This is a genomic window from Candidatus Pelagibacter sp. uisw_138 (genome assembly GCF_059512485.2).
In genome coordinates this window covers 622,738-644,661 of the sequence record NZ_CM183453.2, presented here as the reverse complement: position 1 = coordinate 644,661, position 21,924 = coordinate 622,738, and the positions used below count along the sequence as shown (strand labels likewise).

Here is a 21,924-nt window from a genome sequence, read left to right as displayed (position 1 = left end):
CTATTGGCTTATGAAAGCCATCACATTTAACCTTTTAGCCTGGGTAATGCTTCCAATTATGGATGGTTTTGCTAAATATTTAAGTGCCGATATGCCCGTTTTACAGATTACGTGGGCTAGGTACTTCTTCACGGTCGTATTCACACTTCCAATAATGTTCTTCTTTTATAATAAGCAGCTTGTTTGGACAGATAAGCCTAAATTACAAATAATAAGAGGATTAATACTGCTTTGTGCAAATGTTTGCTTCTTCTATGCAATATCTGTTATCTCTTTAGCTAAAGCTTTAACACTTGCTTTTGTGGCACCCTTAATTGTTACTGCATTTTCTCCCATATTGTTAGGTGAGAAGGTGGGTATAAGAAGATGGACTGCCGTAATTATAGGGTTTATTGGTTCTCTAGTCGTTATAAGACCAGGTTTTGTAGAGATAAACTTGGCTAGTCTAGCTGCATTAGGGACAGGTGTAATGTATGGTTTCTATTTGATAATTACACGTAAATTGAGCACTTCAGATAACCCTTTATTAACCTTATTATTAACAGGATTAGTTGGATTGGTAGCTGTTTCAGGTATAATGCCTTTTATTTGGGTTAATCCAAGTGCCTCACAATGGTCTATGATGGTCTCTATAGGCGTATTTGCCTGCATTGGTCACTTATTTCTTATATTATCCCTTAAATATGCTGATGCTTCTAAATTAGCCCCATTTAGCTACTTTGAAATCATTACTAATATCATTATTGGGTATTACTTCTTTAGTGACTTTCCTGATAATTGGACATTCTTAGGTTTGTCCATTATTATTATGAGTGGAATTTACATTTCAAAAAGAGAATCTTATATTAAATCTAATTAATTAGGTATTATTTGTTTACTAGTACCTGATATTATACATTAATATTATATTTTAAACTATTGAAATCATTAATTTATATGTAATATTATAAATTTATAAAATTATAGATAAAATATATCAATACTTAATAAATAGTCAAATTATAGTTACTAAAATAAGACTATAATACAATAAAAGTAGCATAAGTATTTTTTTCTATAGTTGAAAAAGTGAGAATTGAGAAATTTAAATTTTTAGGAAATCAAATATAATATTTATAGCTAGGTTCAACCGTCATTTAGCATTGATATTAAATGCTTATTTCAATTAATATGGTAGTTAAGTAAAAATTAGATTGCTCAAATGGTAGAATGGAGGGTTAAAAAACCCTTTAAAATGGTCTTTTTTTGTCCTTTTATAATCGTTGCTATTGTTGACAAGTAGAGCAATGCAATATGAGAATATGCCATTTAAACGTCCATAGGATGGCCTATTTTAGCTGAAAGTCCATTTGCAGTACAACTGAAGGATGCATTATATCAATTAGACAAAAATATGGCCAAATAGCTATAAAGTGTTTAATGCCAATGGTTTTTGGTATTTTTTAAGGTTAAAAGTACTATTTTATGAAGACCTTCTCAGATCTCAATAATCTTCTTTTTTCATGGATTCCACCTTTTCCCGAGTATCCGCCAATGCTTCCATCTGATCTGATGACTCTATGACAAGGTATTTTGGGTGGATATGGGTTTTTACCAACAGCATTAGCAACAGCTCTGAATGCCTTAGGTTTTCCAATGGCTTTAGCAACTTCTAAGTAGGTCTTAACTTTGCCTTTGGGTATTTTCTTCAAGTAATTCCAAACTTTTAGCTGAAACTTAGTTCCCTTTAAGTTCATAGAGTTCAAATCCAGTGTTATTGCCTATTTTATCGTATAATTTCTTTGCATTTTCATTAGAAGAGTGGGTGATCCAACGAATTCCATTCCAATTATTTTCTTTAGATAAGGATTTTAGATGACTAATAAGCTTTTGAGCTATTTTTTGACCTCTAAAATCGGGCTCTACAAATAAATCATCTAAAAAACCAACATATTCGCCCTTAATTGGTCTTGGCATTGTTCTATAATGGGCAATCCCAACGATTTTATCCTCTAATTCAAAGCAAATAGCATTAACATCATGAGTTTCATCATGAATCCATCCCCAAATAGTGTCTAAAATCCCTGTATTCATTGGAACTTTATAGAAATCAGCATAACCATTATATAATTTGGCCCAATTTTCCTTATCATTTAGCTCTAATTTCCTAATCATTTACTTAAATTTTAAACTTTAAATTGTTGATATTTAACATTTTAAAGGATTTTGTTAAAAATTTTTCTTATCCATCCAGCTATATTAAATAAAATTATTGGCAAAAAAGCTAAAAATAAACCGTCTTTTGTTGGTATAGAATGTATTCCCCAGGCTATTAAAGTTGGATGATCTATGATTGATATAAGTACAAAGGATGACAAAATAATACTTATAACAATAAATATTTTTTTCATTTTATATATTTAACATATTGACAACATAAGCAACCTAATATATTACTAACGATAATTAATGGTTATCAATAGTAATAGATATGAATAACAATATAGTAACAGACATAAAAGCTTTACAAGAAGAAACGCTATTAAACTTAAAAAGCTCTAAGGCTGATAATACTGTAAGAGCATATAAATCAGATTTTAGAGATTTTGGAATTTTTTGTACTCAAAACGGATTCAAACCTTTACCATCAGAACCAAAAATAGTTTCCTTATATTTAACGTATTTATCAACAAAAGACTTTAAAATTAGCACTTTAAAACGCAGATTAGTATCAATAGGTGTGATTCATAAGTTAAAAGGGCATTATTTAGACACTAAACATCCTGCAATTATTGAAAATATTATGGGTATAAAAAGAAGAAAAGGTAGCATTCAAATAGGTAAAAAACCAATATTAATCAGTAGTTTAAAACAAATAATTAATGTTATTGATCAACAAAAAAAGGAAGAAATTAAGAAATCTAGAGATAGATCCATAATCCTAATCGGTTTTTCAGGTGGATTTCGAAGAAATGAGATAGTTTCATTAGACTATGATGATCTAGATTTTGTTCCAGAAGGGGTAAAAATCAATATTAAGAGTTCTAAAACAGATCAGTTTGGTGAGGGTTTTGTAAAAGCACTCCCCTATTTCAACGGATCTCAATATTGCCCTGTAGTATCATTGAAAAAATGGATAGAAATATCAAAGATAGCCTCAGGTCCAGTGTTTAGAAGGTTTGTTAAAGGTTCAAAGTTATCAGAAAAAAGGTTAACAGACCAAACAGTAGCGTTGCTTATTAAAGAGTATTTAAATTTAGCTGGAATAGATAGTAAAAATTACTCTGGCCATAGTTTAAGATCAGGTTTTGCAACCTCTGCAGCTGAGTCGGGAGTGGAAGAGAGAAATATTATGGCAATGACAGGACATAAATCTTCTGAAATGTTAAGGAGATATATTAAAGAAGCAAATTTATTTAAAAATAATGCACTAAATAAAATTAAACTTTAAATCAATTAATATTTTTTCTAAGTGGGTCGTTTCTAAAGTTATTAGCTAAAATTAGTGAGTTTTTTTTAGCGGCTGATAAGTAATCTTTGTAATTATCTTTGATTTTTATTATTTTAATTATAGCATCATCTAAATTGTTTGATTCTTCATAGGACTTATGAGTAAGAACATCTTTCATATATTTTAAATTTGAAGGAAGTATCATTGGTATTTGATGAGTTATACTTGAATATATAGTAGAGGGGTTTCCATTATTAATTTCTTCCGAACTATGTAAAATTGGCATAATATCAATCATTTGAAGAGTTTCTCTAAACTCCTTATAATCAAGGTATTTTTGTAGGACCTCGATATTGGGATTTGTTTTACACATTTCGTGAAGCTTATCACTAGTAGACTTTACAGAAGGATTTACTTTAGAGTATTGGATTAAAAATTTAAATCTATCTGATTTATTTTGTAATTTTTCTATTAACTCAGGCAATAAATTAAAACCCCTGCTCTCTCTAGCATCTCCCATATATCCAATTGTTATATATTGTTTGTCAAAAGCTCTATCATAAAAGACCCAGGGAATATTAGATTTAAAAATTCCATTATTATTATTAGTGAAATCAATAAATAATTCTAAATTTTTTTGAGTTAATACGTATAAAAAAATTTGATTCTGCTTTAAAAAATATTTTATTTGTTTTAAAAAGTAATAAAAACCACCAAATTTTCTCTTAGCTGAAGGAGTATATAAAATTCTCAAATGAACTTTAGGAATGTCAACTTTAATTCTTGATAAGAAATTTGCTAGAGCCATATGTTTATTTCTAGTTGTTTGAAAGAAAACATGATCATTAGAAGAAAAATTATTTTTTTTAAGGAAAAAAAATAATTCTAAAAAATAACGAGGCAAAATAAATCCATTAGATAATAGTGCATCGAAGTAATTTAATAAATTTTTTTTGTATAAAAAATAAGGAATAAATATGATTGATAAAAGAAATCGTTTTAAAATTGATATTAATTCAAAACATACATAAAGAGATTTATTTTCTTTTTTTTCAAAATTATTTCTATTTAAAATTTTATCAATTTTAAGTTCATCTGGAATAAACGTTCCTTTAGAACTAAATTTTTTATTCAACAAACAATAAATATCAAAATCATTCTTAAAAAAATAAAAAGACTCAAGCAAATTATCTAAATAATGACCACCAGGACCATTCATTTCTGTTTCTAGTAATAATAATTTTTTTTTCATTTATTTAATTTGATATTTTAAAAGTCCATAATTTCTTTTAAGATTTATGCTTATAGATGTTTTGAGTTTCTGATTTGGTTTTATATCATTTATTAGAATTCTTTCACCGTATGGCAAATCAAACATAATTTCATTAAAGCGAATTTTATTTTTGTTTAGAAATTCTATTGTTTTTTTTTTGAATTTTTTTTTTCTACTAGTTGTAATAATTATTATATCTTTTGTGGGGATATTTCTAAAAAAAACACTAACACCATCTAATAACGAATCTTCTTTATCAACTATATACCCATTGTGTTTTACAATTGAACCATCAAGATCAATAAACCAAGTATGTGATAAATTTTTTGATAGTTTAATTTTATTCATTTAATTTAGTGCTTCGTTCATCCAATAAATACCATTATAAAAACTTGCTAAAATTGAGTCTATATCATCTTTAACGTAGCCACTTAATGATAACCAAATTAGAGCGTGAATTAACTCAATCTTAGCTAAGTCCTTCTTAAAGTAAGACTTAAATATGCCCTCAGCACCTTTTGGATAAATACTATCCATCATTATTTCAATACTATTATTATCAATGTATAATTTAAATTTACGTCTATTAAATAAATCATAATTTCCAATTAAAGAGTAATAAAGTTTAGAATAATCGTAATATTTATCACCCAGTATATTGGATTGATTTGAAAAATAACCTCTAGGATCAAAAAAAACAGGTTTTAAATTTTTTTTTATAAGTATATTCGAAAGTGTTGGGTCTCCATGTATTGAATTAAAATTTTTATTAAATAAAATTTTATTAATTTGTTTAAAAACATGTTTATTATTAGGATGTAAATAGTTTTTACATTTTTTTCCATTAATAGTAAAAGTTTCAGTAGAAGAAAAGTTAGGAATTATTTTTGATATTGAGCTTAATCTGTTTAATGTTTTATTAACATAAACTTCATTTAAATCAGACAAAATAGATGGTTCTATTTTTTTTTTATGTAAATTATCAAGGCTATCTAAAATGTTTTCAATTATTTTATAGAATTTTTTTGAATCTAAATCTTTAAAATCAAATAAATGTTTTCCATTTATATTTTCCATTTTAAAAGGTTTATTAGAATAAATTTTTGGCACGTCCTTGAATTTAAGTTTAGAGACCTCGGAATACCATTGTTGTTCCTTTTTAATTAGATGACTAAAATCTTTATTTATTGCTTTTTTTAATACAAAATTTTTTTTAATTTCAATTTTATTAAAATATCTCCCATATCCAATTTTATTATATGAATCTTCTATTGTTGAAAAATCTCCTAATTCTTTCAATGTATTAATTTGTTTGGAGCTAAATTTTTTAAGATTTTGTGAGCACCATTTAACAAATTCTCCAGATTTTGGAATTTTTTTTAAAATTTCTTTATTTTTAAAAAAGAAAATTCCTGGGATACCTGTATTCATTGAAATTAATTCTTGTATTTTATTATCTTTAATTGACCATCTACACATGAAGGATGAGGTTGTAACTATTGTTGGTGATTTCACAAATAGGGGAAGATTATCAATAATTAAATCTGACCATATTATTAATATTTTTTTATTTTTATCTATGTTTTTAAGAACTTTCTTAATACCAGCGCAAGTACCACTTTCCTTAGTTTTATATACTTTATAAGGAACTTTAGGTGGACTAATCAAAAAATACTTATTAATTTTATCAATTTGATAATCAGCAATTATATGAAAATTTGATTTATCAAGCTGTTCAAATAAATTAAAAATAACTGGTTTTCCTTCATAGGAAACCAAGCATTTTGGTTTATTCCATGTATAGTGCCTTAATCTAGAACCACGTCCTCCGGCCTGAACTATAACCTCATAACTTTTATTTTTAATAAACATACCCGATATTAATTATAATTGATTAGAGTTAAATATATTTTTTGTAATTTATTTTTAATTAATTCATAATAAAAAATTATATTTTTATCTGGATCTTTAAGTGGTCCATCATATTCATTAAAATTTAAAATTTTATTTTTATCAAGCCCTGATTTTAAATAAAATTTTTCAAAAAAATTTATACTAATACTCCATTTTTTTAAAAAAATTTTATTTCCCCTATTACCTAAGTAGGTAAATAGATCTTTATTTTTTTTCCTAGTTGTTATAGAACCAAAATGGTAAACTGAACATCTACCCAAACCTTTAAAAATCCTTATATTTAATTTCCATAATTTCATTGCAAAGTCACTATCATCTCCACCAGTAGGTGAAAATTCTTCACTCCACCCACCAACTTTAAACCAGATATCTTTATGAACAAGACCAGGACATTTTGTTGTACCCTGAAAGTTGATAGTTTTGATTTTATCTAGATTATTGAGAAGTTTATTTTCATCAAAGGTTTCTACAGTGTAACCTGCATCAAATAATGGCGGTGCCAATCTATTTTTTAAAACTAAATTCTGTCCAGCATTAATCATGATTCCTGATAAATAAAAATTATTATGATTATACAAAGATAATTCTTTAACAAATTCAATGTCCCAATCTGGACAAAAATAGAAATCATCATGTGAGATTAAAATATAGTCAAATTTTGATAATTTAGAGGATTTATTAAGAGCTTTAGGCATACCAATATTTTTTTCTGAATAAGTATATTCAAAATTATTTTCTTTTACGTATTCTAAAGATCCATCTGTACCTTCATTAATATGCACAATAATTTGATGAGTGTATTTAGAGTTTTTTTTTAAACTATTAATACAGGTTTTTAGATATTCTAAATTATTGTAAGATGGTATTAGTATAGAAAACATTAACTTCTACTTATAAAATCTTTAATATAATTTTTAATATGTACTTTTGCAGAAAAACTAAGTATTTTTTTTGCATTATTATTTGATACAATTGATCCAATAAAACCTGCACCTCCTGTAACTATTATTATGTTTTTCATATATAAACTTTAGTATTAGCTCTTTTTTCCCAAAAATATTTCTTATTAATATTGAAAGTTTTATTTATTATAAATTCTGCAACAATAGTTGAATTGAAAAATTTAAAATACTTATCCTTACCCTTTTTAGCAATTTTTTGTCTTAATACGTCATTATTTGAATATTTTTTAATTTTTTTTGATAAATCATTAATATCGCTATAAGTAACAATTTCATCTTTATTAAAAAAATCACCGTATTTAGTTTTTTTGTCAATTAATACTAGCAATCCATTACCAATTAATTGAGCCAATCTATCACTAGTATAGTATTTAGAGCTATGACCCTGACTTAAATTTAAAGCAATCTTTGATTGAGAAAGCGCTTTGATAAAATTATCAGCCCATATTGGCTGATTACCTTCAATACCATATATATCAAACTTTATGTTTGGTAATTTATCTGTTAATTTTTTAAGAAAATTTTCACGTTCATCAAATTTTCCTTTCTTTAAGACACCCCTATGAACACCGTGGCTCATTGCAAAAAAAACATCATTTTTTAAATTTTTATATTTATAATTATCTAGTTTTTCAAAAGATTCATCTACAGGGTTTGGAATGTAATAAATAGCTTTCTTTCCAGGAAATTTTAAAACATTTGGGTCAGTTGTACAAAAACTTGCATCCATCATATCAATTTTATTAAGAAATCTATTTTTATTTAATTTCCAACTTGAGTCCATTCTGTCTAAAAACCACTGAGAAATTTTTATTTGTGGGTAAAACTTCTTAATGATTCTCAGAGTTTCAATTTTAATTAAATCAGCATGACCTAGTATTATTAAGTCAGGGGTATAATTACCAATTACCGCAAGTAATTTTTTATTTAAATATTTTGAACCATTTAAATCATTCAATTTTCTATGATTACTGAGTATATCCCTATCACTAAACTCCAAAACACTATGGCCTAAACGTACTAAACCATTGTTAATTCTTTTGCCGGTATTGTAAAATAATCTACCATTATGCCTTTCATTAAAATTAGTTATATGAATAATTTTTAATTTTGATTTTAATATTTTGGCGACATTTTCTTTAAGTTTATTATTTAAAATATCTGATCTATATGAATCAATTTCTTTACAAGCATGTGTATTAGTTAAAAAAAAATTTTCATATGATTTTTTTTGCAAATCTAACAATTTTTTTTTATTTTTTATTAATTCATCAATTGCATTAAAAATATTATTGATTGTGTTTTTTTTAATTATAATACCGTCAGTTATAGTTTCCTTTAAACCACCTCGGTCTGATATAATTACAGCACAACCTCTACTAGCTGCCTCTAAGCTAGTACGACCAAAAGGTTCCTCCCATCTTGAACAAGCAACAGCTATACTTGTTTTTTCAAGTATTTTTAAAACTTTTTTATGCTCTTGAAAACCCAATAAATTAAGATTTTTATGTTTAAAAAATAATTTTTCACGAGGTTCATCACCAATAACTAACGCATTCCAATCTTTATGTTTTTTTAAAATTTTTAATATTGCACCACCAAATAAATCATAGCCTTTTGCTGAATTTAATTTTCCAACAAAAGTTATTACTTTATTTTTTTTTGTAAAATCTATTTTTGGCTTGTTGGTAGATTGATTTATGACTTCAAGCTTTGAACTACCACTATAAAAGTTGTCTAAACCATTTATAAATTGGTTTTTAGACCATATACTATTAAAAATAATTTTTTCACATATTTCCAATAAGTTTAATCTGTCTTTAACTTTCTCAGAACCAGCCATTTCTAGTGGATCGTTATGAAAATATAAAACAATTTTAGAATTAAGTTTCCTAATATATTTTAAATAATTCGGTCTATTATGAATTTCAATAATATCTGCTTTAATAGATTTTTGTAATTTAATAAATCTATTTACATAAAATCTACTTTGGCTTTGAAGTAAACTATTCTTATTTAATTCTATATTTTTATAGTTTTTCGATAATTTAGATTTGAAATCTGTACTACCAAATACAGTTATATTCTTTTTATATTTACTTAAATTTGTAGTGTCATTTATAAATAAGGATACAGCACCTGCATAATTATCTGAGTAATTTTCTTTATATGGTAAAAGTATTGAAATTTTCATTAAGATGATTTTTCTAAGATTTCTTTTCTTAATTTTTGATTTTTTTTTAATTTATATTCAAATGACATAGCTTCATTCTTTGTTTTAAATTTTTTACTATAAATTAACAACCATTTATAGCCCATTGTTGATTTTGCACCTTTGTTTGAATTATGCTTATCCAGTCTAGAAATCAGATTATTTGTATATCCTACGTAGGTCTTTTTAAAACCAGGTGAAATAGATTTAAGCATATATGTGTAATAAAACATATTAATGGCGGTCCCTGGGGGAATCGAACCCCCCTTTGCAGGATGAAAACCAGCTGTCCTAACCGATAGACGAAGGGACCGTGTTGTGATCTTTTATTTTAAAAGTGATTATTTATCAAGAGTAATTAAACTACAAGATAAGGTCTCTAATAGTTAATTGAAGAGTTTTTTTATTATTCCAGATATTTTCATTGATTTGACCTATTACATTAATGTTATTTTTAAAGTTCATTAAGTGCTCACCAATCTTAGTATTAATAGAATTAAATGATATTGATTTAATCGAAAATCCTGTTTTTGATTTTAATATTGAAGAAATATGCTTGCTATTTAATACTATGGGCTTAATTATTCTCAAATCTCTTAACATGAAGGTTGGTACTGAGTTTCCTGTACCGAATGGTTCTAGTTTTTTAATATTATCATAAAAATCTTGATTAAATGCTAATGGTGAAACTTCTGATTCATATGTAAATATATTATTATTTACAGTATTAGATTTTAAAAAATCCTCTAATATATAATTTTCAAAATCTTTGAGGTTTGCTTTATTTAGCGTAAATCCTGCAGCCATATTATGACCACCACCTTTTAAAATTATACATTGATCTAGTGAATTTTTAATTACACGACCAATATTATAACTATAAATTGATCTTGCCGATCCTTTTAATAATTCATTAGACGCAGTAATAACAATGGAGGGTTTATTAAAATAATCTTTTAATCTTGCTGCAATAATTCCAATTAAACCTTCATTTATATTTGGATTATAATAAATAATTACTTCTTTATTTTCTTTTTCAATTTTTTGAAAATCAATTTCATTTAATACTAAAGTTTCAATTTCTTTTCTTTTATTATTCAATTTGATTAAATAATTAGACCTATCTTTGATAACTTGATCATTATTAGAAGATAATAATTCTGTAGCATATTGAGACTTACCCAGTCTGCCGCCAGCATTCAATATAGGACCAATTAAATACCCTAAATCATTAATATTAATTTTGTTTTTTTTTTCATTTAATTCAAACAAAGTTTTCAGAGGTAAATTTTTTGTTATATCAAAATTTTTAAGAGCATTTAATGCAATTAATCTGTTAAGCTTTCTTAAAGGCATCACATCACACACTGTAGCTAATAAAACATATATCAAATAATCAGATATATTTATTTCAGTTTTAATTTTTTTAATTAGTAAATCTAAAAAAAAATAAGAAAGTGATGTGGCGCATAAATAATCATATTCTTTATAACCATTATCTTTTTTAGGATTTATAATTGAGTTTGCATTTGGAAATGGATTATTAATTTCATGATGATCAATGATTAGGGATTTAATTTTATTTTCATTTAAAAAATCTATTGCTTCATTAGAAGTAGAACCGCAATCAACCATTATAATCAATCTAGGCTTTTCTAAGATCAGTTTTTGGAATAATTTTTTGGTGGCACCGTAACCATCCTTTTCCCTGTCAGGTATATAATAAAAAAAAGAGTGTTTTATGCTTTTTAAAAATTTTACAAATAATGAGGTAGCAGCAGACCCATCTACATCATAATCACCTAAAATGCATATTTTCTCATTGTTATTAATGCAATTAACAACAAGTTTAATAGATTGATTGAAATCTTCATTATTTAAAAAAACGTTGTTTAAATCTAAATCTGTATTGATTGTTTCAATTTCATCAACTTCAAATTTTCTTGAAATAATTAGTCTAGATAATATGTCACTAAAATTAAAATCTTGTTTTAATTTATCAACTAAGTTTTGATTAATTTTTTTTTGTTCCCATTTCTTACCTGAAACAGAAATCATTCTTCAATAAAATTTGTTCTTTTTATCGTTTCTTTAAAATTTAAACTTTTGTGTGTAACCAATGTTTCGGTTATATATTTATTATCGTTTATTACAACACCATTCAACATCTCGCTTGAGGTAATCCCTGTTGAACAAAATATAGAGTCACCTTTTATAATTTCATTTAATTCATATTTTTTATTTAAATCATTTATTCCCATTTTTTTTGCATCTTTAATATCTTTGTCGTTATCAAATATAAATCTCCCTTGAAAATGACAGTCAAAAGCATCAAGAGCTGATGCTGCCAAAACTCCTTCTGGACCACCTCCTATACCTAAAAATATATCAACATTATATTTTGGATTAGTCACATATAATGCACCAAGAACATCACCATCAGTAATTAATTTAATATTAATATTTAGTTGTTTTAATTCATCAATTATTATTTTGTGTCTTGGCCTATCCATTACACAAGCTGTGAGTGATGAGATATCTTTGTTTAGGAAATCTGCAAGATTTGAAAAATTTTTTTTTAAAGAAAAATCTAGATCAACCAATCCTTTTTCAATTGGTACAGTTGCAATTTTATCCATATATGTTTCTGGTGCATTAAAAAGATTTCCTTTTTCAGCAATAGCAATAACTGAAGTTGCGCCGGGTAAATTATTTGCTGCAAAATTTGTTCCTTCTAAAGGGTCAACTGCTATATCAAAATATGGTCCATTTTTATTTCCAAGTTTTTCACCAGTGTAAAGCATAGGTGCCTCATCGAGTGAACCTTCACCAATAACAACTTCACCATTCATATCTATTTTATTTAACTCATGTCTCATTGAGTCAACAGCTGCTTGATCTGCTGCAATCTTGTCTTTTTTTCCAACCAAATAAGATGATGCTAGAGCTGCCTTTTCAGAAACTTTTATAATTTGATCAACATATTTTTTATCAATAGACATTAATCTTTTTGAATAGCTATTTCAGTAGAATTTATTACACTCTCAAATTCTCTTAGACGTTTATAAACACTTGCCAACTCTATAATGGTAGGCCAAGCTTTCAATAGGTATTGCATAGAACCTTCAACCCTTCCAAAAGCTCTTATAATTTGCTGCATAACACCTAATGTTACAACACCTGCTACAATAGCTGGAGCTAAGAAAACATAAGCAGATAATACATTTGCTTGCAAGTAAGCCATACGACCAATATTAAAATATAAATACCTTGTGTAGCTTAAAAAGTGAATTGAACGAACGTCATCAAATAATTCATTTATTGTTTTAGGTCTAACGTTACCATCATCTTCAGCTACTACTAATATCTTTCTGTATGCAGCCTCTTTTTTTTGTAGATCATATTCCACTCCAACTAAACGCAATATCCATCCTAATCCTATCAAGAATGCTGTACCACCCAATGTCCAAAGTAATGCACCAGTTATCAATCCATATTGCCAATCACCAAAAAAGAAGATTGGTATACCGACTGATAGCCCTAATAAAATTGGAGTAAATTGTATTAATACCATGACTGATTCAATAAAACTTGTACCTAGAGATTCCATAATACGGGTAAACTTAATTGTATCTTCTTGAACTCTTTGTGAGGCACCTTCTATCTTACGAGCTCTATCATAAACAGAATGATACCATTCGACCATTGCAGTTCTCCATCTAAACAAGAAGTGAGCTGTAAAAAAACTAATTACAACGTAAAGAGCTATATATATTCCAGCTAGTGTAATAAATGATGCTAAATTTTCCCAGTACTCTTCAATTGTAATAGCGTTGGGTTTAGCAAGTGCTTTTTGAATCATGTCGTAGAACACGCCAAACCATTCATTTATTTTTACATCAATTTTTACTTGAACCCACAATGAAGATAAAATTACAAATGAACCTAACCAAGACCATAATTGCCATTTTTTTTTTGTAAAAAATTTAAACATATAGATTATTTAAGAAAGTTATCAGCGTATGATTTTTTAATAACTTTTCTTTTTTGTGGTTCAATAATTTCAAAATCTATTTTATTTTTTTTTGCATATTCAGTTGCTAGTTCTTTGGTTGAAAATTCTAAATTTAATTCTGAAAGAGTATTGGTGCTTGTCTCCCAACCCATTAGAGGGTTAACACCAGCATTTTCAGTATCAAATTTGATAACCCATTTGTCTGATTTACTCAGGCCTGACTGCATGGAATTTTTTGTAGGAATATAAATTTTTGCTTTTTTCATAAATTGGTCGGGGCGGCAGGATTTGAAACTAGTGATCATATCGCCTCGATACGTTGTTATATAACACTTCAACCCCTGTTAGCAAAGATCTAGTTGTCACTTATGCCTATTAAATAAGGGTTGTATTTATTGTGATATCTCAAATTGAGACATCGCACACTGTCGCTTTACTGTCGCTTTTTTTTGATTTTAAAATGTGGTTTTTAATGGGGTTGCAGGTTTCTATCCTGCCGCCCCTACTCAGATCAAATCTATGAAATTATTAGAGTCATTTATAGAGGTGTATCTTTTTTCTCCTCTTTATCTTTTGGTTTATTCTTTAAAAACTTATTTGATAAATCTTTACCGTCGATCGTTGAGCCTAAATTAGTTATTACCTCTACACAATTATATACACCTGCAATAGAGTTTGGTTTTAAATTATAAAGCTTAACTTCAGCTTCAGATCTCATAATTCTACCAATATTACCGTCAATGGCTACTCTGTTTTCTCTATTATGAATTGAAAAATAATTGAATCCATTATTTAAACAAATCTCAGCACCCTTAACCATAATATAGTTTTCTAATTTTGACATACTGTCGTTTAAAGCTCTGAAGGCTATTCTGTAACTACTACTCTCTATTTTTGTAACAACAGCCTTATCGTAACGACCAGTTGCACAGCCATTTAAAGAAATCAGGATAAATAACAAAATTAATAATCTCATCAAAAAATATTTTATTTCTAATAATATATTATTGCTTTTTAATAACCTTGTAACCTCTTTTTGCATAAACCCATATAATAGGAAAAGAAATCACCATTAAAGCTATTTTAGAGACGAAATTTGTGTCTATCACGCAGTAAGTAACTCCTACAATCAAAATATATATCAACAATCTATTTCTACTTTTAGTGTCGACATTTTTTTCTTTAATTTTCTTAAATGCAATTTTAAGAGCAAAAAACATATTTCCAAACATCCAAACAAAAGAGAGAGGTGCTCCTATTGGTATCCAGAAAGGTAATTTGATTAGAGCAAATCCTATGTAAGCTTTAGGGAAAATATCAGCACACAAGTGAATAGCAATACCAATTAAAAAACCAATATAAACATAATCTAAAAAATCATTTTTAATTTTTTTATTAGTTATAAACTTTGATAAATATTTACTTAAGAAAGGTTTGTCAGAATATTTTGTTAGAAATCTATAGATAAAAAAAGGAACAAGTATTCCATGAGTAATTATTGATCTATGTCCAAGAAAAATTAAAGCTAAATCTAAATCAGGAAAGTTAATTCCAGCTAACAACGAAACAAATAATACTAGTAAGTATTTTTTTTCCATGAAGAAAGTTAGCAAAAAAAATAAAGGTTGTCTTGCTCACTGTCGCTTTTACTGTCGCTTTTATCTTTTTATGAAATAAGTATTGTGTGACAACACTTATTTGGTCGGGGCGGCAGGATTTGAACCTGCGACCCTCTGGTCCCAAACCAGATGCGCTACCAGGCTGCGCTACGCCCCGATTGAGGTACTAATACATTAGATATTGATAATTTCAAAGAATAAAGAACATCAAAAATAAGGCTTTTTTATAAGAATCAGATATACATCATTTATGATCATTACTTGTAATAATTGTAATAAAAAATTCGATATAGACTCAACTTTAATTCCAGACAAGGGTCGTTTGTTGCAGTGTGCTAGCTGTGATCATAAGTGGTTTTTTAAAAAAGATGTTCTTGAAAAAAAAATAAGCCCAATTAATGATAATACTAGTATTGATAATGTTAATATTTTTGACCAAAATAATTCATCGATCAATGATGAAGAAAGTGTATTAAATACACCTAAAGATGAAGTTGAAGTAGATTTAGAAGAAGAAAATAAAGAAAAAATTGAGATTAATGTAGATGAAAGCCCACAAGAAAATACTAAACCAAAAAAACAAAAAAACTTTAAAATATTAAATATTTTTGTTGTAACAATTATTTCATTCGTAGCTTTTATAATTATTGTAGATACGTTTAAATATCCTATCGGGAAAATTGTCCCAAATATTGAAATTATACTTTATAATCTGTATGAAAGTATTAAAGATATCTCATTATTTATTAAAGACTTAACATAAAATTATGATCAAGAATCTTTCAAAGCCTTTTAAATGGTTTTTTCAGCTAGAAGCAGCAAGTGGTCTTGTATTATTAATTGCTGCAATTATTGCTCTTGTAATAAGTAATTCTATTTTTAGTAATTTATATTTTGACACATTAAACCAATACCTTTTTGTAGGTATTAATAATTTTGGTTTAAAACTTTCCGTACATCACTGGATTAATGATTTATTAATGGCAATTTTCTTTTTCTTTGTAACTCTGGAAATTAAACGTGAATTTATTCAAGGTGAACTTTCTAACTTAAAAAAAGCGTTACTTCCAATAATTGGTGCTGTCGGAGGAATGGTCGTCCCTGCTCTAGTTTATGTTTTTATAAACCTTGGGAATTCTGAAACATTGAATGGTTGGGCAATTCCATCTGCTACTGACATAGCATTTTCACTTGGAATTTTATCTTTACTTGGTTCAAGAGTTCCAATTTCTTTAAAAATTTTTTTAACGGCTCTTGCTATTATTGATGACCTTGGTGCGATATTGATTATCGCTTTTTTCTATTCTGGCGATTTAAGCATAAGTTATTTGAGTTTAATCTTAATTTCATATATTTTATTACTAACTCTAAATAAATTTGGTGTTAAAAAGTTTATTCCCTATTTATTAATTGGTGCCTTCATGTGGTTCTTCACATATAAGTCTGGAATTCACGCGACAATAGCAGGTGTTCTTTTAGCATCAACCATACCTCATAGAATTAAAGACAAAGATTTCTCTTTATTAATTAAACTTGAGCATGCAATCAGTCCTTATGTTGCTTTTATGATAATGCCTATATTTGCATTCGCTAATGCAGGTGTATCTTTAGAGGGATTATCATTAACTTCATTATTAGAACCGGTTCCATTAGGTATTCTTTTAGGGTTATTCGTGGGTAAACAAGTTGGAGTAATGTTGATTTCTTTCGTTGCGGTTAAATTTGGCGTAGCTCAGATGCCTGATAAGTCTAACTGGTTAAGTTTATATGGAGTTTCAATATTAACAGGTGTTGGTTTTACAATGAGTTTATTTGTTGGAAACTTAGCCTTTGCAGAAAATATACAGTATATCGATGGTGTAAAAATTGGTGTACTTGCAGGATCTTTACTTTCTACAGTATTTGGATATTTTATATTATTGTATGCTTCAAAAAAGTAAGTCATGTTTTATAAAAATAATTTATTAATCTTACTAATTATATCTATGTTTACTTTTTTTGAAAAAGCTGAAGCTAAATATGAAAAGCTTTTTTTTGATCACTCAATAAAAAATATTAATAATGAGACCATGGATCTAAATCAATACAAAGGAAAAACTATACTTTTAGTAAATGTTGCTAGTAAGTGTGGCTTTACTAAACAATATACAGGCCTTCAAGATCTATATGAAAAGTATAAAGGCAGGGGCTTCTATGTAATTGGTGTCCCATCAAATCAGTTTGGTGGGCAAGAACCAGGTACTAATTCAGAAATTAAAGATTTTTGTGAAACTAATTTTAATATTACATTTCCGATAACTGACAAAACTGATGTTAAAGGTAATAATGCTCATGAACTATATAAATGGGCAAAAAAAAATTATGGCAACTCAACTGTTCCTAAGTGGAATTTTCATAAAATTTTAATTAATAAAGAAGGAAAAATACAGGACACGTTCAATTCTTTTATTACACCAATGTCAGATAAGATAACAAAACAAATAAATTTAATTCTATAGTCCAACAGTCATACCATCAAAACCAGGAATGATATTTTTAGGTAATCTTTTCTTAAGTTTTGCATAATCTAAATCACTATGCATATTTGTTAATATAGTTTTTCTAGGTGTAAGGATTTTAACTAATTCCAAAACTTGATCTAAATTAAAATGTGCTGAATGATTACGGTACCATAAACAGTCAATGATTAAGTATTTTAAATTTTTTAATTTTTTGTAATCTTTTTTAAAGAATAAACTAATGTCACTTGCATAAGCTAATTTATTATTAATTAGATAGCATATGCTTTTAATTTTACCATGTTGAACTGGTATTGATTCTATTTTAATTTTTTTATTTTTATTTGTAAATCGATGTTGTTTTTTAAGACTATTGATACTTAAAGTTGATGGATAACCATAAGATGATTTAAAACAATATTTAAAAGTAGAAAATAAATATTTCTTAGTATTAGAATCTGCATAGATTGGAATTTGTTTCTTGTTTATTAAAAAAAATGGACGAAGGTCATTAATACCATGTGTTTGGTCAGCATGGGGATGAGTATAAAATACTTTGCTAATGGATTTAATTTTATTTTCAAGAAGTTGCGATCTCAAATCAGGTGATGTGTCTATTAAAATATTTTGATTATTAAATTTGATTAAAGCAGAACATCTAGTTCTAAAATTTTTTTTATTATTTAAATCACAATCACCAAAATATCCATCTGCTCTAGGCACACCCATTGAGCTACCACTACCCAAAATGACAAATTTAAGAGACATTATAGATTAAAAAGTTTATTAAAATTTTTAGTAGTTAAATCAGACATTTCTTGATCGGTCTTTCTTTTTAAAATAGATAATTTTTCTAGAGTATATTTAATAAAACTTGGTTCATTTTTTTTTCCTCTCATCGGTATGGGGGCCAAGAATGGACTATCTGTTTCAACAAGTAGTTTATCTAAAGGAATATTTCTAAAAGTTTCCTGAAGATCTAAACTATTTTTAAAAGTAATTATTCCACTTGCCGAAAAAAAGGCATTTAATTCAAGTAATTGATTTGCAAAATTTAATGAACCTGTAAAACAATGCATTAAAATTTTAAGCTTTTCTGATTTATATGATTTTAAAATTTCATATGTTTCATCCTCAGCATTTCTAGAATGTATGATAATAGGCATATTAAGGTCTATAGAAGCCTCTATATGGGCTTTAAAGCTATCAATTTGTCTTTCTTTGTTACTATGATTATAAAAAAAATCTAAGCCTGTTTCACCAATACCAATAATTCGTTCATTTTGATTTATTTGATTTATTATATAGCTTTTATCAATTAAATGGCTTTCCTCAGTCTCGTGGGGATGAATGCCAAAAGTTCCATAAATCATTGGATCGATTTTAATAATTTTATTGATCCTATTAAAACTTTCTACTGTAGTGCATATGGTTAATAGTTTTGAGATACCAACTTCTTTAGACCTTTTTATAACTTCATTTAAATTTTCAAGTAAAGGTTCGTGATCTAAATGACAATGAGAATCAATCATTTTTCTTTTCAATTTTTTTAAATAAAATATCTATTTTGTTGATAGGTTTTCCGGATAGAAGATAGTCATGTTTTGCAATAGATTCTAAATTAATTGCATCAACGTCTAAATTAAAAATCTTTAAGGCTTTTTCTATTGAGCTTGGGATTATTGGATAGAGCATGAAAGAAATTTTTCTAATCATTTCTAAAGATGTATAAACAATTGTATTTAATCTATCTTTATCACCTTTCTTTTTCCAAGGTTCTTGATCATTAAAATACTTATTTGCTTCAAATAAAGCACTAACAATGAAATTAATATAATAATTAATATTTTGATTATCAATTTCAGTTCGTATTACATCTAAATTATCAGTAAATTTATTTAACATAACTAAATCTTCATCATTAAATTTTATATTATCTGGTACTAATGAAGAGCAATTTTTCTCGGCAAATGCAGTCACTCTTTGACATAAATTACCATAATTATTAGCCAAATCACTATTGATACAATCCTCTAATCTATCTTGTGAAATATTACCATCATTTCCAAATGAAACTTCTTTAATCAAATAATATCTTAATGGGTCAAGTCCATAAATTTCAATAATGTCTAAGGGGTCAAGAATATTTCCTTTTGATTTTGACATCTTTTCATCACCAGATAAAATCCAGCCATGACCATATACTTTCTTAGGTAAAGGTATTTTCGCAGCCATTAAAAATGCAGGCCAATACACAGAGTGAAATCTTAATATATCCTTACCTATTAAATGAACAGATGCAGGCCAAAATTTTTTAAACAGTTCATCACTTGTATCTGGGTAGTTTAAAGCGCTTATATAATTAGTTAGAGCATCGAGCCAAACATAAATTACATGATCTGAACTATTAGGAACTTTGATGCCCCAAGAGAATGCTTTACGGCTTATAGAGAGGTCTTTTAAACCACTTTTTACAAAACTAACAACTTCATTTTTTCTTGATTTTGGTGCAATAAAGTCTGGATTTTTTTCATAATAATTTAGTAGTTCATCTTGCCACTTAGATAATCTAAAAAAATAAGACTCTTCCTCTATCCATTCAACCGGTGAACCAGATGAAGTGGCTGTTTTAACATTTTCTTTTTCACTAATTTCTTCATCACTATAATAAGCTTCATCAGAAACAGAATACCAACCAGAATATTTTGATAAATAAATATCGTCATTTTTTTCAAGCTCATTCCATAGATGTTGAACTGTTTTTTTGTGTCTTTCTTCAGTAGTTCTAATGAAATCAGTATTAGATAAATTCAATGTTTTTGAAAGATCTCTAAATGTTTGGCTAATTTCATCACAAAAAGCCTGAGGATCAACATTTTTTTTCTCAGCTGCTCTTTGTATTTTTAAACCATGCTCATCAGTACCCGTTAAAAAATGTACATCGAAACCATCTATACGTTTAAATCTTGCAAAAAAATCTGCGGCAATACTTGAGTATGCATGACCCATGTGAGGTTTCGCAGATGGGTAGTAAATTGGTGTAGTGATATAATAATTTTTATTCATTTATAATAACTTTGATTTAAATTCTAAAAACAAACTTTCCTCATCCAGATTGAATTTTTCAGTATTATAAATTTTTTTTGTAAATTTATAATAAAAATTAATTAATGAAATTTTTGTTTTTGTTATCATATATTTTTTTAAAAAGAATAGCTCAATTAAGTTTATTAATAAAACTTTAATAGGTTTATTTTTCTTGTAATAATTATTTTCTATTATTAAGTTTATAAAGCTTGAAATAGTGTGATCTTTTAAATTAATTGATTTTTCTTCAGCAAAATTAAATAAACTAATGATTTCACCAGGAGAATTATAATAACTTAGTAAGTCATAATTAACAAATTCAAGTACATTTTTTTTAAGGATTGAGTTTGAGATATTCATAGAATCATTAAATGTTAAATTAATCTTAAATGTTAAACATCGTGATTTAAGAGTTGGTAGTATATTTTTTTCACTATTATTTATTAAGATAAAAAAAACATTTTCATTTGGTTCTTCAATGATTTTAAGTAGTGCGTTAACAGAATTCTTATTTAGATTTTCAACATTATCTATTAAAATAAATCTTGCCATATTATTAAATGTTGATTTATTTGTGTAATTAATCATTTCACGTATTTGACCCACATCAATACTTTTTTTTTCAGTTAATAGATCTATTAAATAGAAATTAGGATGTGAGTTATTTTGTAAAAGTTTATAAGATTTATTATCCTTATTGATGCTAAAATTTTCTAAATTATATTTGTACTCCTCATTTTCGGATAAAATATAGTTGATTAAATGATAGGCTAATGTTGATTTTCCTAATCCTTTTTTTCCAGATAGTAAAATTTTATTAGGTATTTTTTTCTGTTTATATAATACAGCTAACTCGTTAAAGAAATTTTCCATACCATAAATCTTAGTATTTTCTGATGGTTTTAAATTCATAA

Annotated in this window: 25 protein-coding genes and 2 tRNA genes; 5 read left to right on the top strand and 22 right to left on the bottom strand. The window is 26.9% G+C overall.

Annotation, left to right across the window (positions count from 1 at the left end):
* Positions 1 to 10 precede the first annotated feature (10 nt).
* Positions 11 to 859 carry an EamA family transporter gene (locus AC5YGC_RS03390; protein WP_496140231.1) on the top strand — a complete coding sequence of 283 codons (849 nt, stop codon included), beginning with the start codon at positions 11 to 13 and terminating at the stop codon, positions 857 to 859.
* Between the two features lie 598 nt (positions 860 to 1,457).
* Here the strand turns inward: AC5YGC_RS03390 and AC5YGC_RS03385 are convergent.
* From AC5YGC_RS03385 to AC5YGC_RS03375, 3 genes are read right to left on the bottom strand one after another with little or no spacing between them, the layout of a single operon-like run.
* Entirely contained in the window at positions 1,458 to 1,736 is a 279-nt protein-coding gene (locus AC5YGC_RS03385) for a methylated-DNA--[protein]-cysteine S-methyltransferase (RefSeq protein WP_496140230.1), read from the bottom strand.
* Entirely contained in the window at positions 1,717 to 2,154 is a 438-nt protein-coding gene (locus tag AC5YGC_RS03380; protein WP_496140229.1) for a GNAT family N-acetyltransferase, read from the bottom strand. Before AC5YGC_RS03380 ends, AC5YGC_RS03385 begins: the two co-directional genes overlap by 20 nt.
* A 41-nt stretch (positions 2,155 to 2,195) precedes the next feature.
* Positions 2,196 to 2,390, bottom strand: a complete 195-nt coding sequence (locus AC5YGC_RS03375; RefSeq protein WP_496140228.1) for a hypothetical protein — start codon at positions 2,388 to 2,390, stop codon at positions 2,196 to 2,198.
* An 80-nt stretch (positions 2,391 to 2,470) separates the two neighbouring features.
* Here AC5YGC_RS03375 and AC5YGC_RS03370 point away from each other — a divergent pair, with 80 nt between their 5' ends.
* Entirely contained in the window at positions 2,471 to 3,430 is a 960-nt protein-coding gene (locus tag AC5YGC_RS03370) for a tyrosine-type recombinase/integrase (RefSeq protein ID WP_496140227.1), read from the top strand.
* Between the two features lies 1 nt (position 3,431).
* Here AC5YGC_RS03370 and AC5YGC_RS03365 read toward each other — a convergent pair whose 3' ends face one another.
* The 15 genes from AC5YGC_RS03365 to AC5YGC_RS03295 all read right to left on the bottom strand — a co-directional run bounded on the left by AC5YGC_RS03365 (position 3,432) and on the right by AC5YGC_RS03295 (position 15,582).
* Entirely contained in the window at positions 3,432 to 4,682 is a 1,251-nt protein-coding gene (locus AC5YGC_RS03365) for a hypothetical protein (protein ID WP_496140226.1), read from the bottom strand.
* A complete protein-coding gene (locus AC5YGC_RS03360) occupies positions 4,683 to 5,051 on the bottom strand; it encodes a hypothetical protein (RefSeq protein WP_496140225.1) in 369 nt (122 codons plus the stop codon). It abuts the gene before it with no gap.
* Complete coding sequence (locus tag AC5YGC_RS03355) at positions 5,052 to 6,575, bottom strand: sugar phosphate nucleotidyltransferase (protein WP_496140224.1); 1,524 nt, start codon at positions 6,573 to 6,575, stop codon at positions 5,052 to 5,054. It abuts the gene before it with no gap.
* 8 nt (positions 6,576 to 6,583) lie between these two features.
* Complete coding sequence (locus AC5YGC_RS03350; RefSeq protein WP_496140223.1) at positions 6,584 to 7,498, bottom strand: glycosyltransferase; 915 nt, start codon at positions 7,496 to 7,498, stop codon at positions 6,584 to 6,586.
* Entirely contained in the window at positions 7,498 to 7,638 is a 141-nt protein-coding gene (locus AC5YGC_RS03345; protein ID WP_496140222.1) for a hypothetical protein, read from the bottom strand. The genes AC5YGC_RS03350 and AC5YGC_RS03345 overlap by 1 nt, the downstream gene beginning before the upstream one ends.
* The gene (locus tag AC5YGC_RS03340) at positions 7,635 to 9,773 is read right to left on the bottom strand and encodes a glycosyltransferase family protein (RefSeq protein WP_496140221.1); all 2,139 of its coding nucleotides are present in this window, start codon (positions 9,771 to 9,773) and stop codon (positions 7,635 to 7,637) included. Before AC5YGC_RS03340 ends, AC5YGC_RS03345 begins: the two co-directional genes overlap by 4 nt.
* Positions 9,773 to 10,006, bottom strand: a complete 234-nt coding sequence (locus tag AC5YGC_RS03335) for a GIY-YIG nuclease family protein (protein ID WP_496140220.1) — start codon at positions 10,004 to 10,006, stop codon at positions 9,773 to 9,775. The genes AC5YGC_RS03340 and AC5YGC_RS03335 overlap by 1 nt, the downstream gene beginning before the upstream one ends.
* 23 nt (positions 10,007 to 10,029) lie before the next feature.
* A tRNA-Glu gene (locus AC5YGC_RS03330) sits at positions 10,030 to 10,104 on the bottom strand.
* A 50-nt stretch (positions 10,105 to 10,154) separates the two neighbouring features.
* Positions 10,155 to 11,849, bottom strand: coding sequence for a single-stranded-DNA-specific exonuclease RecJ (gene recJ, locus AC5YGC_RS03325; protein ID WP_496140219.1), 1,695 nt, complete (start codon positions 11,847 to 11,849; stop codon positions 10,155 to 10,157).
* A complete protein-coding gene (glpX, locus tag AC5YGC_RS03320; protein ID WP_496140217.1) occupies positions 11,846 to 12,793 on the bottom strand; it encodes a class II fructose-bisphosphatase in 948 nt (315 codons plus the stop codon). Before glpX ends, recJ begins: the two co-directional genes overlap by 4 nt.
* On the bottom strand, positions 12,793 to 13,785 hold the full coding sequence (locus AC5YGC_RS03315; RefSeq protein WP_496140216.1) for a putative transporter: 993 nt from the start codon (positions 13,783 to 13,785) through the stop codon (positions 12,793 to 12,795). Before AC5YGC_RS03315 ends, glpX begins: the two co-directional genes overlap by 1 nt.
* Positions 13,786 to 13,790: 5 nt before the next feature.
* A complete protein-coding gene (locus tag AC5YGC_RS03310; RefSeq protein ID WP_496140215.1) occupies positions 13,791 to 14,072 on the bottom strand; it encodes an NADH dehydrogenase ubiquinone Fe-S protein 4 in 282 nt (93 codons plus the stop codon).
* Between the two features lie 272 nt (positions 14,073 to 14,344).
* The gene (locus AC5YGC_RS03305; RefSeq protein WP_496140214.1) at positions 14,345 to 14,782 is read right to left on the bottom strand and encodes a hypothetical protein; all 438 of its coding nucleotides are present in this window, start codon (positions 14,780 to 14,782) and stop codon (positions 14,345 to 14,347) included.
* A gap of 28 nt (positions 14,783 to 14,810) precedes the next feature.
* Positions 14,811 to 15,404 carry a hypothetical protein gene (locus AC5YGC_RS03300; protein WP_496140213.1) on the bottom strand — a complete coding sequence of 198 codons (594 nt, stop codon included), beginning with the start codon at positions 15,402 to 15,404 and terminating at the stop codon, positions 14,811 to 14,813.
* A gap of 101 nt (positions 15,405 to 15,505) precedes the next feature.
* Positions 15,506 to 15,582: transfer RNA gene (locus AC5YGC_RS03295), tRNA-Pro, on the bottom strand.
* 93 nt (positions 15,583 to 15,675) lie between these two features.
* On the opposite strand from AC5YGC_RS03295, the gene AC5YGC_RS03290 reads away from it, so the two are divergent.
* Genes AC5YGC_RS03290 through AC5YGC_RS03280 form a run of 3 tightly spaced genes read left to right on the top strand, consistent with a single transcriptional unit; the run spans position 15,676 to position 17,923 of the window.
* Positions 15,676 to 16,188, top strand: coding sequence for a zinc-ribbon domain-containing protein (locus AC5YGC_RS03290; RefSeq protein ID WP_496140212.1), 513 nt, complete (start codon positions 15,676 to 15,678; stop codon positions 16,186 to 16,188).
* A gap of 4 nt (positions 16,189 to 16,192) precedes the next feature.
* Entirely contained in the window at positions 16,193 to 17,365 is a 1,173-nt protein-coding gene (gene nhaA, locus AC5YGC_RS03285; protein ID WP_496140211.1) for a Na+/H+ antiporter NhaA, read from the top strand.
* A 45-nt stretch (positions 17,366 to 17,410) separates the two neighbouring features.
* Positions 17,411 to 17,923 carry a redoxin domain-containing protein gene (locus AC5YGC_RS03280; RefSeq protein ID WP_496140210.1) on the top strand — a complete coding sequence of 171 codons (513 nt, stop codon included), beginning with the start codon at positions 17,411 to 17,413 and terminating at the stop codon, positions 17,921 to 17,923.
* Here AC5YGC_RS03280 and AC5YGC_RS03275 read toward each other — a convergent pair.
* From AC5YGC_RS03275 to AC5YGC_RS03260, 4 genes are read right to left on the bottom strand one after another with little or no spacing between them, the layout of a single operon-like run.
* Complete coding sequence (locus AC5YGC_RS03275; RefSeq protein WP_496140209.1) at positions 17,918 to 18,691, bottom strand: MBL fold metallo-hydrolase; 774 nt, start codon at positions 18,689 to 18,691, stop codon at positions 17,918 to 17,920. The genes AC5YGC_RS03280 and AC5YGC_RS03275 overlap by 6 nt on opposite strands.
* Complete coding sequence (locus AC5YGC_RS03270) at positions 18,691 to 19,455, bottom strand: YchF/TatD family DNA exonuclease (protein ID WP_496140208.1); 765 nt, start codon at positions 19,453 to 19,455, stop codon at positions 18,691 to 18,693. Before AC5YGC_RS03270 ends, AC5YGC_RS03275 begins: the two co-directional genes overlap by 1 nt.
* On the bottom strand, positions 19,448 to 20,989 hold the full coding sequence (metG, locus tag AC5YGC_RS03265; protein ID WP_496140207.1) for a methionine--tRNA ligase: 1,542 nt from the start codon (positions 20,987 to 20,989) through the stop codon (positions 19,448 to 19,450). Before metG ends, AC5YGC_RS03270 begins: the two co-directional genes overlap by 8 nt.
* Entirely contained in the window at positions 20,990 to 21,922 is a 933-nt protein-coding gene (locus tag AC5YGC_RS03260) for a DNA polymerase III delta subunit-related protein (protein WP_496140206.1), read from the bottom strand.
* Between the last annotated feature and the right edge of the window lie 2 nt (positions 21,923 to 21,924).